Raw genomic sequence first — 14,506 nt, 5'->3', positions numbered from 1 at the left:
CATCAGCGTGATGAACGCCCACTGTATATGGGCTTCGGCGTGGGACATCAGGCGTTCGTAGTCCCTCGCGTTGCGCCGGGCGCCACCTCATGCGCAGGCAAACGGTCATCAACAGCACGGCTCGGTACGGCTGTGCAACGTCGTTCGGGCGGCAGGAGTGGGCGAACCGTAAATGAACGGACATTCAGGAGTTCGCAGGCGGTCGACAGGGCATCCTCATATCCGTTGCCATCAGTGGGGGTGGTCGGAGTGACAGGGGGCCCGAGTGGATGCCTCGGCGACGAGACTCCTGTTGGACCAGCAGCGGTATGCGGAACTCGTGGAGGCCGTCGCATGGAGTGCGCGACGGCCTGGCCCACACGGCTGGGACGAGGAGACGTGGACGCTCTTGCTCCGATGCCGCCTGGAGCAGGGCCTCGTCAAAGTGGCCGACGCCTTGGCGGAAGCCGCCGACGGTCGTTTCGCCACTGACGGTATTGCCGGTCTGTGGAGTCGGTTCGTCAGGGTCTTTGCTCGGGGATCGGAGCTGGCTCCCGGGCCGCTGAATGAGTTCATCAGGCATTGCGAACGAGTCGCTGCCGATGCAGCCCCGGCGCCCGCCGCGCTGGCCCGGGACCTCAGGGCACAAGGCTCGGCCCTGCGGTTCGTGCTGTCGGGCCAGGACCCCGCCCAGCGTGCCGTCGTTTCCGATCAGTGGGAGGCCTCGGCGGCCGCCTACCGTCGTGCGGGGCTGTACCAGGACGCCGACCGGGCGATCCGGCGGGCTGCTTCGTTCCTGCGCCGCGCTCCGGGAGCCGACCCTGCTCGGGCCCGTGAGCTTCTACTGGCCCTCTTGGAGTCGGCGGAACGGCGACACGACGCTCTGTCGGCCGCTGAAACGGCATTCGTCCTCGCGGAACTCGATCTCGGTCGCTGGTTCCAGACCGAGTGGCAAGAGCCCGAGGGGCGAGAGGCCGGGCCGCTGCTCGCCGCGCTGGAGAGCGCGGCGGACCGGATCTCCACCGCCGGCGGCTGTCTAGCGGAACCGCGGGCACATCTGGCTCTCGGGCACCTGTGCCTGGAGTACGGGGCGCCCGACGGCGTGGCACTCACCGAGCAAGCGGCAGAAGGCTTCCGGCGGGCTGACGTACCAGGTCAGGAGGTGACTGCCTGGCAGGCGCTGTCCATGTGGCACGTCCATCACGGCGATGCGGCAGCGCGGGCGGTCGCCGACCGCAGGGCTGCGGCTCTGGCCGAACGTATCGGGCATCCGCTCGCCGACGATGCGAGAGCGATCAGCGACGCGGACATCGCCTTTCGCGGCGGAAACCGTGGCCTGGCCGACACGCTCACCCTGCGGCCGAGCCGGTCGGGGACAGGCGAGTTCGCCGGCCAGGCCGTCGTGCGAGCCTCGGTGCTGTCGGCGATGGGCCTGACCGAGGAGGCCATGCAACTGCTGCGAGACGTCGAACATGAACTGCGGGACCGTCCGGCGCCCGCGGGTCTGCTGCCCGAGGTCGCGCTGTCGCTGGCGGGTCTCCTCGCGGAGTCCGACAGCCCCGCGGCCTGCGCGCAGTTGGAGCACGGTGCTGCCGTGGCCCGTCAGCTGGGTCTTCCTGTGGACGAGGCGCGATGCCTTTCGTTCCAGGCATGGGTGATCGTGCTGGCTCGTCGGCGCGACGGCCGCGCGGTGGCCGGCGCACATGACGACGTGGCCGGACTGTTCGACCGGGCGACACGGCTACTGGAGTCTGTACGAACCCTGGAGGCGCGCGTCCACCTGGTGTCGGTCCATCAGCAGCGTGGCCAGGCGGCCTTCTTCGCCGCAGATTGGGAGGAGTGCGGCGAGTCCCTCGGCCGCGCCGAGGAGTTGTCCCGGGCCCTCGGGCTGCGTCCGCAACTCGCCTTCACCCTCAGCTACCAGGCGCTGGTGTTGATCGACCGAGCCCGACAGGGAGGTGGGGCAGCGCTGTACGAAGATGCCGAGAGCCGTCTGGGCGAGGTGCAGCGTCTGCTTGCCGCTGCAGGTATGCGCCCGGAGATATGGCGGGTGCTGTTCCACCGTGGCATCTGTGCGCTGGAGACCGGAGACCGTTATGCGCGCACGAACCGGGACCGCGACAGCCACTGGGTCCGCGCGGGCACACTTCTCGACGAGGCGGCCCGGGAACTGGACCGGCTCCGTGCCGCCTCGGCGACGGCGGACATGACCGCGCTGCGCGCCCAGCACGTACGCATAGCGCTGGCCGGTGACACGTCCGAGGTCTACCGCCTCGGTTTCGAACTGAGCTGGTACCGCAGATCCGACGCGGCCGGGGCGTTGCGATGGCTCGAACGGACCAAAGGCCGGGCGCTGCTCGACGGTCTGGGCGAGCTCGAACTCGCCGAGTCGGTCCTACGGGAGGCGCCCGAACTCGCCCGTGAACGAGCGCTTCAAAACCGCTCCGCCTTGACCGACTCGGAGGAACTGGCGCTGCGTGAGGAAATCGCCGTACTGCTTGAGTCGATGCGCGACGGTCCGATGGCCGGCTACGCACGCGCCAGGTCCGTCGAGCCTCCGGACTACGAGGAACTGCGCGCGGCGCTGGACAGCGACCAGCGGCACACTGGCGGACGTCGGATCGTCGTTGCCGAGTACCGGTGCACTCCTCGTGAGACGCTGCTGTTCGCACTGCGCGCCGACTGGCCCACACCACAGGTGAAGCCCGTCGCGGTCGATCACGCACGCCTGTCCCGTTACGCCGCTCAGTACTTCCGCCGGCCCGGCGGGGTGCGGCTGATGATGCAGGATCTCGCCGACGGGGGAGAACGCGACTGGCACTCCTTCGCGCCGCTCGTCGCCCCGCTGGCGGACTGGACCAGGCCCGGTGACATTGTCTACCTCGTGCCGCACGGCATCCTCCACGACCTGCCGCTGCACACCCTGCCCGTCGCGGGTGAGCCGCTGCTGTTGCGCAATCCGGTGTGCTACAGCCCGAGCACCGCGGTGCTGGTCGACCTCATGAGTCGCGAGGGCAGAGCGCATCAGGCACGGACAGGAGCGCGCGCGGTGTTCGGCGACTCGCAAGCCAATCTGCCGAGGTCGGCGGAGGAGGCAGGGTCTGTGGCCCGTCTCCTCGCGGTCGAGGAGAAACTGAGTGAGGAGGTGACAAGGGCCCGGGTCCTTGAGGCACTGGAGACCTGCGCCCTCGTGCATCTCGCGGGCCATGGCCGCCTGTCGACCGGGGACGGCTTTGAACGCGGCATGGAGATGGCGGATGGGGTGCTGCGCGCCTCCGACCTTGTCGGCCGCCGTCTCGAAGCCGGTCTGGTGGTGCTCAGCGGCTGCGAAACCGGGGTCAACGAACACCGCAGCGGTGACGAGCCGGTGGGACTTCCGCGCGCGTTGTTCCTCGGTGGGACCAGGTCGGTCGTGGTGAGCCAGTGGAAGGTGGCGGACACGTCCGCGGCCGCCCTGCTCGAAAAATTCCACCGGGAACTGGCCAACGGGCACAGCGCCGTTGACGCGTTGCATCGCGCGGCCCGAGCAGTGGCCGGTACAGCACGCCGGCACTTCTACCACTGGGGCGCCTTCGTCGCCATCGGCGACTGGCTATGAGGGAGGATCAGTTGCACAACGGTCAGGACGCGGCGGCGGGCGAGCACACCGCCGACTTCGTGATGGACATTGACGAAGCAGCCCTGGAGGAACGCGCCGAACCGGTCACCCTGGACCGAACGGTCCGACTGATGGCACGGGAGAACAGGTTCGCCCTACGGGCAGGCCCTGACGCGTGGCATCCGCTCGCGTCCGGTCAGGGAAGTACGGTCGACATCCCGCTGCGATGCGTCGCTCACCGGCACCCCGAGTGCCGCCTCCGGTGGGTCAGAGTGAGCGTGGACGTCTCCGAAAGCAACGGGAAGGTCCTCGACCTCAGTCCGAAGGACGAGGTCGCCACCGAACCGGTGAAGGTGACCACCCGGTACAGCGGTGGCCTGTCCCTGGAGATCGAGGCCGTCCCCCTGGGGCCCGAGGTCAGCGTCGAACGGGCCAGGGAACAGGACGTGTACTTACCCCGGCTGACGTCGTCCGGGCCCATGTTCTCAGCGGCCTGGTGGGACTTCATGCAGGTCGGTGAAGCGCCCCTGCACGTCGACCGCGTCCTGCGCCTGCTGGTCGGCCTTCCGGACGGGGTCACCGCTGCCCGCCTGCACACCACCTTGCGGGCGGGCGTCTCGGTCCAGGGAGCCCTCGGCGTCGTACCGCTCGTCGGCCGCCGGAAAGTGCGGCTGGAAGGGCGGGGATCGCTCACCGACAACCCGTAGCGTCGCTCGGCCCCGCAGCGGAGCGCTACTGACGGACTCGTGCATCGCCGTTGCGCTGCCGTTGGGTCTGGTGACCGTGCCGGTGCGGGGTGGGCATCGAGGGCCTGGCCCACTCCAACGGCCTCCAACTGGCGCAGAGTGTCTGGCGACGTCATAGTGGTCCTCGGCGAGCAACTGCCCGGCGAAGCCGGCCTGACGTCGCCGCCTCCGCAGCATCATCACCGACACCCTCGGCCTGCTCGCGGTGCTGGTCACCGCTGCCGGCGTCCAGGATTCCACCGCTGGCCGACCCCTCCCGGAGCAGGCGCCGCCACCGACCACCCCACCCTGCGCAAGGTCTGGTCGACGGCGGCTACCGCAAGCACTTCGTCGAGCACGCTGCAGCTCTCGGCATCAACCTCGAAATCGTCCAACGCACCCCTGGGGCCAGGGGATTCGCCCCGATCCCGAAGCGGCGGCCGGTCGAGCGGACCTATGGCTGGCTGATGCTCCACCGCCGCCTGGCCCGCGACTACGAGACCCTCCCTGCCCGCTCCGAAGCCATGATCCACCTCGCCATGACCGACCTCATGGCCCGCCGCCTCACCAGAGAGAACACCATCTCCTGGCGCGAGATCATGCCGGGTTCATACCGATTGATTCACTTCTTCTTTCATTTCTTAGGAAAACCTTAAAGTGGCCTGGGGGTCCGCACACCGCCCTGCCTATCTATCGTGCACGTGGGCGAGTCATACAAAGGTGCCCATTTACTTGTCAATCGGACTGCTGCGGCATGGAGTAATCTTTGCTGCTGCTTGATCACTCCCCGGGCTTGGATTGAGTGTCCTTTGTGATTCCGGGAGCGCGCCGCGGACCTTCGGTGAAGATCAGTTCGTTTCGTTGAGCTCCACAGTGCGGAGCATCAGGGAGGGAACTGACTGTGCGTCACAGACCTGTGACCCATCGCAAGCCAAGAAGAGGCCGCGTGCAGCAAGCACGACGGCTGCGGCAGATAGCCATCGGCGTCGTGATGCTCATGGCCGCCGAGACGGCCGTGGTAGCCGAGAGCAGTGGACTTGCGTTCGCCGACACCACGACGAATGCGTCGGCCGCTTCTGCATCATCTGACACGAGTAACGCCTCAGGTCCTGCCGAGGCGCAGGACGAGACCTCGGCAGTGCTGATGGCCCGTCTGCAGAACCGGAAGACCGAGGTGCTGTCGGCCCGGACGACTGACTCGACGACGTATGCCCTGCCCAGTGGGGAGCTGGAGACCGAGGCGTATGCGGGTCCGGTCCGGGTGAAGCAGGACGGCACCTGGAAGAACATCAACACCTCACTGTCCGACACCGGCGCGGACTTGACGCCCCAGGCCGCAACCGCGGACATCGCGGTCTCGGACGGGGCGACACGGATCTGGCATCGGTGACGAAGGGCAAGGAGTCCTTCGGGCTGGGCTGGCAGGACAAGCTGCCAACCCCCGAGGTAAAGGACAGCACCGCCTCCTACGACCTCGGCAGCGGCCAGACCCTGTCCGTGACCGCGCTCGCCCAGGGATTCTCGAAGAACATCAAGCTGACGCAGCAGCCGGACGGCGATGCGGTGTCGTACCGGATTCCGCTCAAGCTGGACGGGCTGAAGCTGTCCCAGGCCGATTCCGGTCACCTGCTGCTGAAGAACAGCGCCGATGACCTGGTCGCTGAGGCACCGGCCCCGATGATGTGGGACGCCAGCAAGGACCCGGCCTCGGGTGAGTCCGCGCACCAGGAGCAGGTCGCCACGAAGGTCGAGACCGCCTCCGACGGCTCCCAGACTCTGGTGCTGACTCCCAACAAGGACTCAGAATCCCAGAGCACAGACGGCACCTGGACGCAGACCGGGTCGAAGACCGACCACTACGGCTCCGACAGCGACAGCCCCGACTGGGTCCAGGAGAACACCTCGGCGATCACCCGCAACGTCCAGGACATCGGCGGGAACCTAGGAGCCACCACCAGCGCCACAGGCAGCACGGTGCTCCAGCTGACCGACATCCACGGCGACGTCACCGTCCAGCTCCCCCTGGACCCCTCCGTAGCGCCGACCGCACAGTCTTACGACGAGTACGGCAACCCGGAGGACAGCACCGCCGCCACCCGCTACGGCTGGCTCGGTGGCAAGCAGCGCTCCGGCGAAACGATCACCGGCGTAACCCTCATGGGCGTCCGCCTCTACGACCCCACCATCGGACGGTTCCTGTCCACGGACCCGATTCCCGGCGGCAACGCCAACGCCTACGATTACTGCACCTCCGACCCCATCAGCTGCTACGACCTGAACGGACAGTGGGGTTGGCGGCGCCTTTATCATCGCGCTCTCAACTTCAACTGCACCTGGCTGGATTGGTGTAAGTCATACTCCGGTAGTTCCGTAGCCGCCATATACGCCAGGAAGATAAAGCACAATAAGACCAACGCGGGCCGCAATTACCGGACACGAGCAGAAGCGGAGCGAGACGCGCGAGCAGCTGCGAAAGGCGGCGGACGGTGCCGGTACCGAGGAGTCTGCAGTGCCGGAGACCATGTACACGTAGATTACTACAATAAGTGGGGGGAACTGATGCACACATTCCACTACCGGTGGATACTGAAGATAAAGCCGTAAAGGACCAAAGAATGATTAGTGCTGACGGTGAACAGAATCTACTGTCACTGGCTGACGAAATCGCGCAGGCCGTTCAGCGACACGCCCTGACGGCTAGCTACGGCTCCGACGACCCAGGCGCACTTGCAACAGAAGCGGAAAGCGTTCGGACCCTGATGGAGCGCTACGGAAACCTCCTAGGCGAGGCAAAGGAGGATGTGAGAAATCCATTCAGGGAAATAGTCGCAACTCCGGGTGCGGCTGATCAAGGCCCCGATGACATCGCGAAAAACGAGATCGAACTGAATGTTTCCTACCGCCTGGTTGTCGTAAATTCGGGCAAGGCGGTAGACCTTGCCCACAGTCGAGCCAGAAATAAAGGAGACAGGTCCGCATGTGTGGCACCGAATAGCGCAGACTCGGACCTAGTGTCGGCCCTATTCATGATCGACGGCTGGGATCCCCGGAAATACGATCAGGATGTGGTGCGCTTCCTTGGGGAATCCTGGCAATGTAAATTCGCCAAGTAGCGCGGGCCTCCACTACCTGTTGAAATTCGCCAGCTCTGTGGTCGGCTTGCGTTCACCACGCACAGCCACCGCAGGGCCGGGCTCGATCAAAGGGCCGGTAAGTTTGGAGTATCCGCCGGTGCTCGGGTCAGTAGTCCTCGGCCCAATGACCCGAGCACCGAGGGAGTCGGTATCCGATGCCTGGGACGTTCTGGGACTTGGGGCGACCTTGATACGGCTGGTCCATGACGAAGGCGATTCCAAAGCCGTCGGTTCGTGAACGAGGCCTGGCTCACCGTCTTCCAGCTGCCCGCCTATGCACCCGACTTGAACCCTCAGGAGGACATTTGGTCGCTGGTCAAACGCGACCTCGGCAACCTCGCCGCAGCTGACCTCGCCCAGATCACCCGGGCTGTGAAGCGCAGCCTCAAGCAGATCCAGTACCGGCCCAATCTGGTCGACGGCTGTCTGGCCGGCACTGGCCTGATGATGGGTGGCTGACCGACATGCCCCTCCTGTCCGTGAGGTGAGTGGGTATTCGATGGCAGACCGAGCCTGCCGGCTGCCAGGCTTTGACCATGAGTCTCCAGCCCAACGGCAAATCCGACCCTTCCTGGCTGGGCAACCCGATTGACGCTCGCCCGCTGTTCGGGCCAGAGCTGGCGTCGCTCCTCGACCTGCTACGCCGTCTGCGGCGCAATGAGTGGAGCAGAGCTGCGGTCCCGGGCTGGACCGTGCACGATTTTGCCGCCCACATCCTCGGCGACTACCACGGCCGCCTCGGCGGGAGCGCAGAGAGCCACCAGCGCGCCATGGCCTTTGGGGAGACGCGGGAAGCGTTCATCCACCGGGTCAACCAGGAAGAGCAGCACCCAGACCACCAGCAGCAGGAAGGCCGCTGCTGCGGTCGCCGATCCAGCGGGTCATCCGGCCACCGCGGCGAGCACGGACGCGGCGGCGGCTGCGACGTCGCGGAGGTAAGAGAAGTGTCATCGACGCGCTCGAGTGCGTCGCGCTGAACCAGCGCGCAGAACACGTCGGTGCCGTAGACGATCCCCGTGCTCAGGATCGCCAGCAATGCGGCGAGTTGCGAGAGAAGTGTCATGCCTTCGCCTCCGGGCCGTCGAGCGGCGGCAGGACGCCGATCTGCTGAAACATCTGCATCAGGTTCAGCTCGTCCCAGTGCTCGACGAACATGCCGTCATCGACGCGCCAGATGTCGATGCTGCGCATCTCGACGCGTTGGCCGCTGGCGGGGATGCCCAGCAGGTCCCCGGTGTGGGTGCCGCGGTAGACGAAGCGGCCGACGACGCGGTCACCGGAGACGATCAGGTCTTCCATCGTGACTTTCACGTCGGGCAGGCCGGTGAAGAACGCGGCCCAGAACTGGCGGTTGGCCTCGCGTCCGTCGGCGACGAAGTCGTTGTGGTTGATGTAGTCCCTGGCGACGAATCGGTCCACCAGGTCCGGGTTGTGGGTGTTGGTCATCTCGACGAAGAGCTCAGCAAGCTGGGGTCCGGAGGTGGTCACGCGGTCTCCTCATGGTGTTGGCACCGCTGGCGGTCGCCGCGGCGAGGGTGGGGTAGTCGGTGTAACCGCGGTGGTCGCCGCCGTAGAACGTGGCCGGGTCGGCCTGGTTCAGCGGTGCGCCCGAGCGGAGGCGGGTTGGGAGGTCGGGGTTCGCCAGTGCCGTCGTGCCGACCGTGATGACGTCCGCCAGGCCGGCGTCGAGGTCGGCGACGCGCGTGTCGATGTCGGCGCCCGCACGGTTGAGGAACAGGGCCGTCGGCGACTGCTGCCGCAGTCGCCGCAGCAACTCCTCGTCGCCGCCGTGGATCAGGTGGAGGTAGGCGAGGCTCAGCGGTGCCAGTGCCGTGACGAGTGCCGGGTACAGGTCGCGGGTATCGCGCTCGGCGATGTCGCTGTAGGGGTTGCCCGGCGAGATGCGCAGACTGATCAGCACGCGCTGCCCGGCGGTCAGCTTGCTGTAGTCGAACAGCGCCTGGTGCGCGGTCAGTCCCACCAGCGGCAGCGCGGCTATATCGGCCGGCGGGATGCCCTTCGGTGCCGCCGCGAGGATCTCGGCCGGGGCGAGGACATATTGAGCGGCTGCGCCGCTAAGCGTTGTCCCGTAAATGAGCTATTGCGTGCCGGTTGACCAGTGCTGTTGCCTTTCAGTCGACCAGTGTGAGGTTGTGCAGGCGGGCGATGCCGAGCATGGCGTGGTGGACGCCGTCGCCTTTCAGACGGCAGTCGCGGAGGATCTGCCAGGTCTTCATGCGGGCGAAGACATGCTCGACGCGGGCGCGGACCTTGCGGTGCGAGCGGTTGTGTTCTTCTTTCCAGTCCGGGAGTTCGCTCTGGCCGCGTTCGCGACGGTGCGGGATGACCAGACCGGTGCCGCGGTAGCTTCCGTCCGCGATCACCGTGGTGTGGCCTACGGCGTCTTTCGCGCCGGACAGCTCCCATGCCTTGCAGTCGTTGCGGTTTCCGGTGACCGGCCGGCCGACGGCGACGACGAGCCGGGTGTCGGCGTCGATGACGACCTGGTGGTTGGTGGAGTACCGGTAGTTCTTCGATTGCTCGGCCACGGTGTGGTCGCGGGTGGGGACCAGGGTGGCGTCCACGATCAGCACGGTGTCCTTTCGGAATCGTCTGCAGGGTTGGAGCGAGAACGCCGGGCCAAGGTGGTCGATGATCCGGTCTGCCGCGGACTTCGACAGCCCGAACAGGTCGGGTCCAGGTTGGACAGCCAGCTCTGCCGGTCGCCCAGGGGCGGGTGGAGGTAGGTGTACGGCTGTCCGGCGGGCGAGTTCGGGATCTGCACCGGCAGTCGGCCGCTGAAGTTCGCCCGGCCGGAGAGGAGTTCGGCGACCGCTCGGCCCCCTTCCTCGCCGGGCAGGAAGACCTGAGCCATGACCGCCGTACCGGCCGCGAACCGCCCCACGGCGTACGGGCGACCGCTGACGACGACGAGGACGACAGGTCGGCCCGTCGCGAGGACTGCCTCGACCAGCTCCTCCTGCACGCCCGGCAGCCGCAGGTCCTCGACGTCGCAGCCCTCGCCCGAGGTGCCGATGCCGAACATGCCGGGCTTGTCGCCGACGGCCAGGACGGTGAGGTCGGCCGCGGAACTCGCCTCCACCGCGGCCGGAATGCCGCCCCGCTCCACGTCCCGTATTGGGCACCCCTGCGCGAACAGCCACTCCACATCCGGAAGTTCGGCGGCGAGCGCCGCACGCAGCGACACCGCCTCCACTCCGTTGCCGAGGTCGTCGCGCTCGGAGTGACGTGGTTGGGGAAGCTGTAGCAGCCGAACATCGTGCGCACGTCGTCGGCGCACGGGCCGATCAGCGCGATCCGGCCGGCGGAGGGCAGCGGAAGGCCCCCGGCGTTGTGCAGCAGCACTGCACTGGACTGGGCCACGGCGTGCACGAGGTGCCGGTTCTGCGGCTTGTCCAGGTCGAGCCGACCCTCGCACAGGGCGGGCGGCTCCGGGTCCCAGTCGGGGTCGAGAAGCCCGAGGGCGACCTTCTGCCGCAGCACCCGCCGCACGGCCCGGTCGACGTCGGCCTCCTCGGCCGCTCCGTCGCGGACGGCGGCGACGAGTGCGGCGCCGAAGCCGCGCTGGTCCGGCAGTTCGACGTCCAGGCCGGCCCCCAGTGCCAGCGCCCCGGCGGCCGGCAGATCGGCGGCCACCCGGTGCGCGTTCACCAGGAACGGCAGCGACCAGTAGTCGGAGACGACGGTGCCCGCAAAGCCCCACTGCTCGCGCAGCACACCGGTCAGCAGCCTGCGGCTCGCGGCGGGGGCCTCGCCGTCGATCTCGGCGTACGAGTTCATGACCGAGCCCACTCCGGCGGCCACGGCCCGCTCGAAGGGCGGCAGGATGACGTCGGTGAGCTCGCGGGGGCCGCTGCCGACCGGGGCGTGGTTGCGGCCGCCCATGGAGGCGGAGTAGCCGGCGAAGTGCTTGAGGGTGGCGTACACCCCGACGCCCTGCAGCCCGAGGACGTACGCCTCGCCCATCTCGCCGACCAGGTACGGGTCTTCGCCGTAGGTCTCCTCGCAGCGGCCCCAACGGTAGTCGCGGATGACGTCGACCACCGGGGCGAGGCCCTGGTGGACGCCTGCGGCGGCCATGTCGGCGCCGATGGCCGCGCCGACCCGGCGGATCAGGGCGGGGTCGAAGGTGGCCGCCATGGCGAGGGAGGTGGGGTAGATGGTGGCGCCGTAGGCGGTGAAGCCGGTGAGGCACTCGTCGTGGGTCATCGCCGGGATGGCGAAGCGGCTCTGGGCCATGATCTGGCGCTGGCGTGCGGCCAGCAGGCGGGCGTGTTCCAGGGCGGGGCGGGGGACGGTGCCGTAGGGGCGGGTGAGCTGGCCGAGGCCGTGCCGGGCGGTCTCGTCGAGGTCGCCGACGCGCCCGAACAGGCTGGTGCCGGGGGCGACTTCCGGGCCGGCCGGTTCGACGTCCTCCCGGGTGCTGCTGAGCTGGGCGACCTTCTCCTCCAGGGTGAGCCTTGTCAGCAGCGCCTCGACGCGTTCGTCGACCGGGCGGGCGGGGTCGGCCCAGGGACGGTCGTCGTCCGCCGGGGAGAGATCGGCGTGGTCCGGCGTGGTGGTCGTCATGCACGACTCCTCAGGGGGTGTTGCACGGGCATGCCGAGGGCGGCAGGCGGCTCTTTCGCCCCGGCCGACTCCCTAGCGGGGGTTACTTGGAGAATCCGGCGGTCAGTCCGGCGACCAGCTGCCGCCTGGCGAGGACGAACACGACCAGCATGGGAAGGGTGGACAGGACGACCGCCGCCATGGTCGCGGGCACGTTGATGCCGAACTGGCCGCGGAAGAGGGTCAGGGCGAGCGGCAGGACGGCCTTGTCGCCGCTCTGGGTGAGGATGAGCGGGAAGAGGAAGCCGTTCCAGACCTGGAGGCCGTCGTAGACCGCGACCGTCACCAGCGCGGGGCGGGCCATCGGCGCGGCGAGCGAGAACAGCATCCGCCAGTCGCCGGCGCCGTCCACGACCATCGCCTCGAACAGCGAACGCGGGACGTCCCGCAGGAAGCTGACCAGGATCATCACCGTCACCGGCAGCGCGAACGCCGCCGAGGGCAGCACGATCGCGATCAGGCTGTCGTACATGTGCATGCGGATGATCAGCAGGTACACCGGGATGATCACCGCTTGGAGGGGGATCGCCAGGCCCAGGAGATAGAGGCGGAAGGACAGCCGCGACCAGGGATTGGTGTAACGGACGATGGAGAAGGCCGCCATCAGCGCGACGACCACGGTGATCGCGACCGCCGCCACCGTGACCACCACACTGTTGAGCAGGTAGGTGGTGAAGCCGCCGTCGAGGACGCTCTGGTAATTGTCCAGGGTCGGATGTGCGGGAGGCGCCAGCGGAGTGCCGGACACGGGTATTCTCCTCGTCGGACGGCATCGCCTCGCTGGTGGCCCAGGAGTGCGCGGCGAACACGGCGAGGCGTTCGCGGCTCCGCAGGAGGTCCGCGAGGTAGGTCTCCAGGTCGGGGAGGTACGAGACGCCGGTGCGGAAATGGCTGCACCCGACGCAGCGGAACCGTACACACAACCCGTAGGGCACGGCGACCTCATCGACGGAGCGGCGGGTGCGCCCGGAATCCATCAGGAGCTGGGCCTGGCGCCAGATCCTGGTGCCGTGCCGATCGAACTGCATCGCGGTGACCGGGTCGACCGCCTCGCGCCGCCGCTTCTCACCGACCCGGTAGTAGCCCTGTGTCGTGCTGAGCTGACGGTGGTCCATTGGCTCTTTGAGGACGTCGGGGGCGACGCCGGCGTCGGCGTAGCGCTGGGCGTAGCTGTGCCGGTAGGCGTACAGGAAGATACGGCCCTTGGCGAACGAAATCCTCTGCGTCGTTCGGCGGCCGGCGGTCTCGACGGTGACGGGATGTGGAAGTCGGGCAGCCTGCCACCCAGTCGCGGCGCCAGCCGGAGATCAAGTCCTCGCCGACGGACTTGGCGCCGTACGGGTTGCGCATCTGGGTGGGCAGCAGAACGAGGTCGCCGGCCGGGGTGTCGGGGAACCGTGCGCGTACCGTGTCCTGCTGTTTGGTGATCAGGGCTGCGGTGGCCGCGCGATGGGCAGGCAGAGGCGCTTGCGGTGGGACTTGTGGTTGTCGTAGACGTGAACGGGGCTCGAACCTGGACGGCGCGAACCTCACCGGCGCGAAGGGCTACAGGCCGCCCAACTCGAAGACTCCCGACGGCCGGGGCGGGGATGCCGAGGAACTCGGGGATGGCCCGGTCCATGTACTGCTGCCGTACGGCGACGCGCTCGGTGGCGACCACCGACACCCTCTCCAGCGTCCCGGCGAGGTCGGCCCACCAAGAGTCCGGCAGCTGGAGGATGTGCTGGAGGATCAAGTCGTCGGACAGGACCGGCTGGTCGACGTGGGCCGACAGCTCCGCCCGGTAGGCGGTGCCGTCGTCGACGGCACCGTGGACGGCCAGGAGCGCGGGTCGGTGCCCGTCGAGATCGCCGAAGACGTGCTGGGCATCGAGGGCACCGTCGTCCCACAGCTTCCCCGACGCCTTGCCCTCTGACGCGGACACCGGCCGCAACCACGCCGGGGCGCCCGTTGCGGTGTGGGCCGCGGGGCACCCGGGCGCGCCCGGCCCATCCCCAGGACTTCTCATACGCGTCCGACGGATCGGCGCCCCTCCGACCGTCCTGGCGTCCGGCGGGACGGGCCGCAGGTCGCCGGCGGCGTCGGGCGCCTGGTCGGCGACCGCCCCAGCCCGTTCTTGGGATGCCATGTTGCCCATCACCGTCTCCCACGCGTCTCCCACGGGCGCGACCGCGCCGCGGACCTCCACCTTGCTCGTCGTCACGTCGGCCGCGCAGCAGGACACCTTCGCGTACTCAGAGCCTTTGCTGTCCGGCTGCGGCGGGCCAGGTTCGCATGCGCCCTGCCACGGCTCTTGCAACCTCTGGACGTCATCAGCAACCGGCGGAGCTGGCTCTGTGCCCCATCGCGCTCGGCTGCGCTGTGGCCGCCGCAGCACGCCGACTACGCCCGACTACTGGAGAAATCGGTCGACGCTTTCCCGCCTCGGACGCTGCCCCGTA

At 68.1% G+C, this 14,506-nt stretch carries 12 protein-coding genes and 3 pseudogenes; 9 read left to right on the top strand and 6 right to left on the bottom strand.

The genetic code is table 11. The features are described from left to right. Positions 1-292: 292 nt before the first annotated feature. From ABZT02_RS41620 to ABZT02_RS41585, 8 genes and pseudogenes are all read left to right on the top strand, one after another. Entirely contained in the window at positions 293-3,577 is a 3,285-nt protein-coding gene (locus ABZT02_RS41620; RefSeq protein ID WP_356027648.1) for a CHAT domain-containing protein, read from the top strand. A gap of 11 nt (positions 3,578-3,588) precedes the next feature. Next, positions 3,589-4,284 (top strand): hypothetical protein, encoded by a 696-nt coding sequence (locus ABZT02_RS41615; protein WP_356027646.1) that lies wholly within the window; start codon positions 3,589-3,591, stop codon positions 4,282-4,284. Positions 4,285-4,486: 202 nt separating this feature from the next. After that, positions 4,487-4,958: pseudogene (locus ABZT02_RS41610) on the top strand (transposase); the annotation flags it as partial. A gap of 290 nt (positions 4,959-5,248) precedes the next feature. After that, complete coding sequence (locus tag ABZT02_RS41605) at positions 5,249-5,692, top strand: hypothetical protein (protein ID WP_356027643.1); 444 nt, start codon at positions 5,249-5,251, stop codon at positions 5,690-5,692. Continuing rightward, complete coding sequence (locus ABZT02_RS41600) at positions 5,689-6,906, top strand: RHS repeat-associated core domain-containing protein (protein ID WP_356027641.1); 1,218 nt, start codon at positions 5,689-5,691, stop codon at positions 6,904-6,906. The genes ABZT02_RS41605 and ABZT02_RS41600 overlap by 4 nt, the downstream gene beginning before the upstream one ends. Before the next feature lie 11 nt (positions 6,907-6,917). Beyond that, positions 6,918-7,415 carry a hypothetical protein gene (locus ABZT02_RS41595; protein ID WP_356027638.1) on the top strand — a complete coding sequence of 166 codons (498 nt, stop codon included), beginning with the start codon at positions 6,918-6,920 and terminating at the stop codon, positions 7,413-7,415. A gap of 255 nt (positions 7,416-7,670) precedes the next feature. Continuing rightward, a complete protein-coding gene (locus ABZT02_RS41590; RefSeq protein WP_356027635.1) occupies positions 7,671-7,895 on the top strand; it encodes a transposase in 225 nt (74 codons plus the stop codon). Between the two features lie 77 nt (positions 7,896-7,972). After that, positions 7,973-8,413 (top strand): hypothetical protein, encoded by a 441-nt coding sequence (locus ABZT02_RS41585; protein ID WP_356027632.1) that lies wholly within the window; start codon positions 7,973-7,975, stop codon positions 8,411-8,413. An 82-nt stretch (positions 8,414-8,495) separates the two neighbouring features. Here ABZT02_RS41585 and ABZT02_RS41580 read toward each other — a convergent pair whose 3' ends face one another. From ABZT02_RS41580 to ABZT02_RS41555, 6 genes and pseudogenes are all read right to left on the bottom strand, one after another. Then, a complete protein-coding gene (locus tag ABZT02_RS41580; RefSeq protein ID WP_356027630.1) occupies positions 8,496-8,924 on the bottom strand; it encodes an ester cyclase in 429 nt (142 codons plus the stop codon). Then, positions 8,896-9,417 (bottom strand): hypothetical protein, encoded by a 522-nt coding sequence (locus tag ABZT02_RS41575; RefSeq protein WP_356027627.1) that lies wholly within the window; start codon positions 9,415-9,417, stop codon positions 8,896-8,898. The genes ABZT02_RS41580 and ABZT02_RS41575 overlap by 29 nt, the downstream gene beginning before the upstream one ends. A gap of 151 nt (positions 9,418-9,568) precedes the next feature. Beyond that, positions 9,569-10,126 (bottom strand): annotated as a pseudogene (locus ABZT02_RS41570) (transposase); the annotation flags it as partial. Beyond that, the gene (locus ABZT02_RS41565) at positions 10,024-10,605 is read right to left on the bottom strand and encodes a glycoside hydrolase family 3 C-terminal domain-containing protein (protein WP_356027686.1); all 582 of its coding nucleotides are present in this window, start codon (positions 10,603-10,605) and stop codon (positions 10,024-10,026) included. The pseudogene ABZT02_RS41570 and the gene ABZT02_RS41565, both read right to left, overlap by 103 nt. A gap of 386 nt (positions 10,606-10,991) precedes the next feature. After that, positions 10,992-12,026, bottom strand: a pseudogene (locus ABZT02_RS41560) (glycoside hydrolase family 3 N-terminal domain-containing protein); the annotation flags it as partial. Between the two features lie 82 nt (positions 12,027-12,108). Further along, complete coding sequence (locus tag ABZT02_RS41555) at positions 12,109-12,813, bottom strand: carbohydrate ABC transporter permease (RefSeq protein WP_356027625.1); 705 nt, start codon at positions 12,811-12,813, stop codon at positions 12,109-12,111. Between the two features lie 972 nt (positions 12,814-13,785). Between ABZT02_RS41555 and ABZT02_RS41550 the strand changes: the two genes are divergently transcribed. Further along, positions 13,786-13,980, top strand: coding sequence for a hypothetical protein (locus ABZT02_RS41550; RefSeq protein WP_356027623.1), 195 nt, complete (start codon positions 13,786-13,788; stop codon positions 13,978-13,980). Positions 13,981-14,506: the final 526 nt, after the last annotated feature.

Source organism: Streptomyces sp. NPDC005402, from assembly GCF_040606575.1.
In the GTDB taxonomy this organism is placed as follows: Bacteria; Actinomycetota; Actinomycetes; order Streptomycetales; family Streptomycetaceae; genus Streptomyces.
The sequence above is the reverse complement of the archived record's forward strand: the minus strand, read 5'-3'. Positions and strand labels throughout refer to the sequence as shown.

Bases quoted from the DNA above. Each gene is read 5' to 3' on its own strand.
- ABZT02_RS41585 (WP_356027632.1), top strand. From the start codon at position 7,973: ATGAGTCTCCAGCCCAACGGCAAATCCGACCCTTCCTGGCTGGGCAAC.
- ABZT02_RS41595 (WP_356027638.1), top strand. From the start codon at position 6,918: ATGATTAGTGCTGACGGTGAACAGAATCTACTGTCACTGGCTGACGAA.